Consider the following 3635-nt stretch of genomic DNA (forward strand, 5'->3'; position numbering starts at 1 on the left):
CGGGCACCCCGCAGGCTCGTGCGCGAGCTCATCGACCATCTCCCCGCCCGCGAGCGGCCGTTGCCGGCACGCGCCGAGGATCTCGCTCACTACGGCAGGTACAAGCTGCTCGTCACCGAGAGCGCGTCAAAGATCCGCCTCGACGACATCGTGATGGGCTCGGTGCGGGGGAGGGGCTTCGGCAGCTCACTCCTGCAGGAGCTATGCCGGTACGCAGACCATCGCTCCCTGCCGATCGTATGCACCATGATGACCGACTACCCGGACCTGCCGCGGGATGCGTCCCCGGAGGAGTACAAGGCGGCCCAGCGGACCGCTGAGCGTCGCCTGGCCGGGTGGTACCACCGCCATGGCTTCCGGTCCTCTCGCCCCGTCGACGAGTGGAAATCCCGCACGGATCTACGGCGGGAACCCGGCCCCCACGAACGGAAGGAAACGACATGACCGAGAACACGACAGTCCCAGAGAAACCCGCGCGCACGACGCTGCGCGACGCGCTGCGACAGATCCGGGATGAGATCGCGGCACAGTTCGCGATCGACCGCACCGGCATCACACGCCGAGAGGTCCCTGCCCGGGCGAAAGCCGCAGCCTGGGCCGCGATCGCCGGAATCTACCTCGTGGGCTGGAGCGAAGGGGTCCGGGTTGCTGTCGTGATGCTGCTCGGATGGACTCCTGCGCCCGACACGTGGCCCACGGGTACCGTTGCCACCGCCACGGCGGGCATCGTACGACAGATCGCCGTGGTGTTGATGGCGGCCGCGTTGATCTGGGCGTTTCGTCGGTACGCGGGCGCTGAGGTACAACGTGCCACCTGGAGGACCAGCGTCAAGACGTTCCCCGTCGGCTACCTCGCCGTGTTCATCGGATTCACCCTCGCGGGGGCGCTCAGCACGGTCTTCGGGTTGCCGTCCAACGAGTTCGATCTTGCGCCGATCGATGACCCGCTTCTGCACGTTCTCAATATCGTCAACGATGGGATGGCCGGCCCAAGCGAGGAGCTGGCCCTTCTCGCGCTCGTCGTCGTTGCGCTCCGTGCCACCGGGCACAGCTGGACTGTGGTCCTCATCGCGGCGATTGCTGTGCGGGTGCCCTTTCACCTGTACTACGGCTGGGGTGCGATCGGCCTCGCCGCCTGGGCCCTCCTGATGGTTCTGCTGTACCGCCGCACGGGAGCTATCGTCGCCCTCATCCTCGAGCACGCCACGTTCAACATGCTCACTTACGCCGGCGCCATCGGATGGTCACTCAAGCTGATCTTCACGCTGTCTGGCCTCGTGGTCGTCGGCGTCGTCTTGACTAAAAGCATCGCGCAGCGAGAGAAGGCCGCAGCGGAGAAACCGTAGTGCGCTCGGCACACGTCGAGAGAGGGCCCCGCCAGCTCGGCGGGGCCCTCTCTCTTGAGTTCTGCCGGACAGCCCGCGCGGTGGTTACTCCCCAATTTCTCCGATGTGCTCGCCAGAGAGAGCGCGTTTGACGAGCTGCGCATGCTCGGCAGACACCGGGAACTGGATCTCGGCGCCGTCTGGGAAATGCTCGTCCCCGGCACTGACCATGAGAAGGAAGTCGCCACTCGGGTACTGCGTGATGGTGAGTGATCCGCTTGTCAGCGACGGCTCCCCGTCGATGGTGCTCACCGGCCAAGTCAACGTGATCCGAAGGTTGTCGTTGTCCATCTATACTCCGAGCGGTGCGACGGATGCTGCGGCCGAGTGGAACGCCGCATACCGCGGCCGCCGCGTCGTTCATCCGGGACGCGAGGCGACCGAGGTCGACCCGCAGATGTACGAGCAGATGAACACCGAGCTGGGTGCGCTGCGCGAGCGGCTGCGCAGCGTTCCCGTCGACGATCGCGAGACGTGGGCGCGTGTCGCACAGCACACGGCAGGCGCTTTCGCCGCATGGTCCAACGCCGTCGAGAACGAGCCTGGCGACCTCGCCCGAGCGTCCGACATTCTGTCGCGCTCCGCACAGACCTGGCGCGCGCCGATCAAGCCGAAGCCGACCAGCATGGGGTCGCTCGCCGGCACAGCGATGCTTCTCGCGTCCGCTGCCAGAGGCGGACAGGGACTAGCTGCACAGGTCGTGATGATCCACCAGCTCGCGGACCCACGCGCGATTCCGTGTTGGTGAGCGTCGGATATTTTCTCGAGGAGTACGGAGTTGATGAGAGTTGGGACGACCTCACCGCAGCGCACGACGATGACGAGTGGGTGGCGGTGAACGTGGTTGGCCGCGAGGTCTACCAGCAGGCAGACGCCGAGCGTCTTGCCACCTTCGCGGAGAGCCCTGACACAGTGTGCAGGAACTCGCCGCCGGATCGGACGTCTTTGTCACGGTTCTTCCCGGGCCGGTCGAGCTGCGCCAGGTCATGGTCGAGGCGCTTCCGCTGCTGCCTCCCGGCGCGCTCTGGTTGGATCTCACCTCCGGTGACCCTGCCGTCACCCGGGATCTCGCAGCCCACGCGGCACAGCATGACGTGGCGGTGGTGTCCGCACCGATGGGCGGATCGGTCGACGAGGCCGCGAAGAACATGCTTGTGTTCTTTGTCAGCGGCGAGGAGGTCGCCGTCGCCCGGGCCTTGCCGATCCTGAACACGCTCGCGAAAGATGGTGGGATCCGGCGAGCCGGGGCACGCGCCGAGGACGGTCAGATCGTGAAGCTGCTCGCCAACGGACTCTGGTTCGCCCACTCGGTCGCGGCCGCGGAAGCACTCCTCATCGGCCAGGGCCTCGGGGTCTCGACCATAGAACTTCACCATCTTCTCCGGGATAGTGCGGGAGGGAGCCGGTTCCTCGACGACCATGCCGGCCGGCTTCTCCAGGGCGACTACCTCTCTACTTTTGGGGTCGACCGTGTCGTGGACGAGCTCGACACCATCACCACCATGGCCCGCACCGCGCAAGTTCCAACCCCGGTGCTCGATGCGTCCTCGAGCCTGCATCACGCAGCCCTCGATCTTTACGGGCCGGAGCTCGGCGAACTGCTGGCCGTGAAGCTGCTCGAGCAGCGCACGGGGCGCCGCTTGCGCGCCGACTGAGGCGGAAGCGGTGGGTCGCTTGCAAGCGCAATCTCGCCGCGTATTACCGGATGCCCCGCGCCGGATCAACCCCTCTTCTCGAGATTCGGGAGCGAACTTATCTTCGGCGTACCGGGGGTGTCCCCAGCATCCTCGGGTACTACCGGTGGCCCCGCACGGACCCCAGCCCTCGTGGAGGTCGCCGGGCCCTTCTAGGGTTTGCGGATAAAAGTCGATCCCCCTCATGCGCGGGGGCGTATGAGGGGGATCCGACATCTCACTCCGCAAGAACGGAGGGAACGCTGACTGCTCCCGGTATCCCCAGATCCCGGTTCACCGACTCCCCAGAGGTAGTGCGAGAAAGCGCAACCCACCCTCGGGAGACGTCTCCATCCTGTCGAAGCCGCGGCAGCGGTGCACCTCCTCTGGTTCACACCTACAACTTCTGGGTGAACGGCCGACCTAGACTTGTAGCTAGGCCACACTAGCTGTGATGTCCAGGCAGGTTGTTTTCGATTCTGCTGATGGGCGGGGCTCCGATCGCGGAGTGGTGCCTGTGATGATTGTAGAAGTGCAGCCAGCCCGGGAGTGCTTTGCGGCGCTCAGTCTCTGAGGG

The 3635-nt window shown here is 65.9% G+C and carries 5 protein-coding genes and 1 pseudogene; 4 read left to right on the forward strand and 2 right to left on the reverse strand.

Translation table 11 applies throughout. The features are described from left to right. Both KZA10_RS09770 and KZA10_RS09775 read left to right on the forward strand, forming a co-directional pair. Window positions 1–444, forward strand: a 444-nt coding sequence (locus tag KZA10_RS09770; RefSeq protein WP_218682766.1) for a hypothetical protein, incomplete at its 5' end; no start/stop codon positions are given. Continuing rightward, the gene (locus KZA10_RS09775) at window positions 441–1346 is read left to right on the forward strand and encodes a type II CAAX prenyl endopeptidase Rce1 family protein (RefSeq protein WP_067117778.1); all 906 of its coding nucleotides are present in this window, start codon (window positions 441–443) and stop codon (window positions 1344–1346) included. The genes KZA10_RS09770 and KZA10_RS09775, both read left to right, overlap by 4 nt. An 84-nt stretch (window positions 1347–1430) precedes the next feature. Here the strand turns inward: KZA10_RS09775 and KZA10_RS09780 are convergent, their stop codons facing one another. Next, entirely contained in the window at window positions 1431–1637 is a 207-nt protein-coding gene (locus KZA10_RS09780; protein ID WP_113681861.1) for a hypothetical protein, read from the reverse strand. A 31-nt stretch (window positions 1638–1668) separates the two neighbouring features. Here KZA10_RS09780 and KZA10_RS09785 point away from each other — a divergent pair, with 31 nt between their 5' ends. Then, complete coding sequence (locus KZA10_RS09785; RefSeq protein WP_218682767.1) at window positions 1669–2133, forward strand: hypothetical protein; 465 nt, start codon at window positions 1669–1671, stop codon at window positions 2131–2133. Window positions 2134–2299: 166 nt separating this feature from the next. Beyond that, complete coding sequence (locus KZA10_RS18605) at window positions 2300–3040, forward strand: NAD(P)-dependent oxidoreductase (RefSeq protein WP_218682768.1); 741 nt, start codon at window positions 2300–2302, stop codon at window positions 3038–3040. Window positions 3041–3503: 463 nt separating this feature from the next. Here the strand turns inward: KZA10_RS18605 and KZA10_RS09795 are convergent. Beyond that, window positions 3504–3635 (reverse strand): annotated as a pseudogene (locus KZA10_RS09795) (IS481 family transposase); the annotation flags it as partial.

The sequence above is a fragment of the Microbacterium sp. BF1 genome (assembly GCF_019279095.1).
Taxonomy (GTDB): Bacteria; Actinomycetota; Actinomycetes; order Actinomycetales; family Microbacteriaceae; genus Microbacterium; species Microbacterium maritypicum.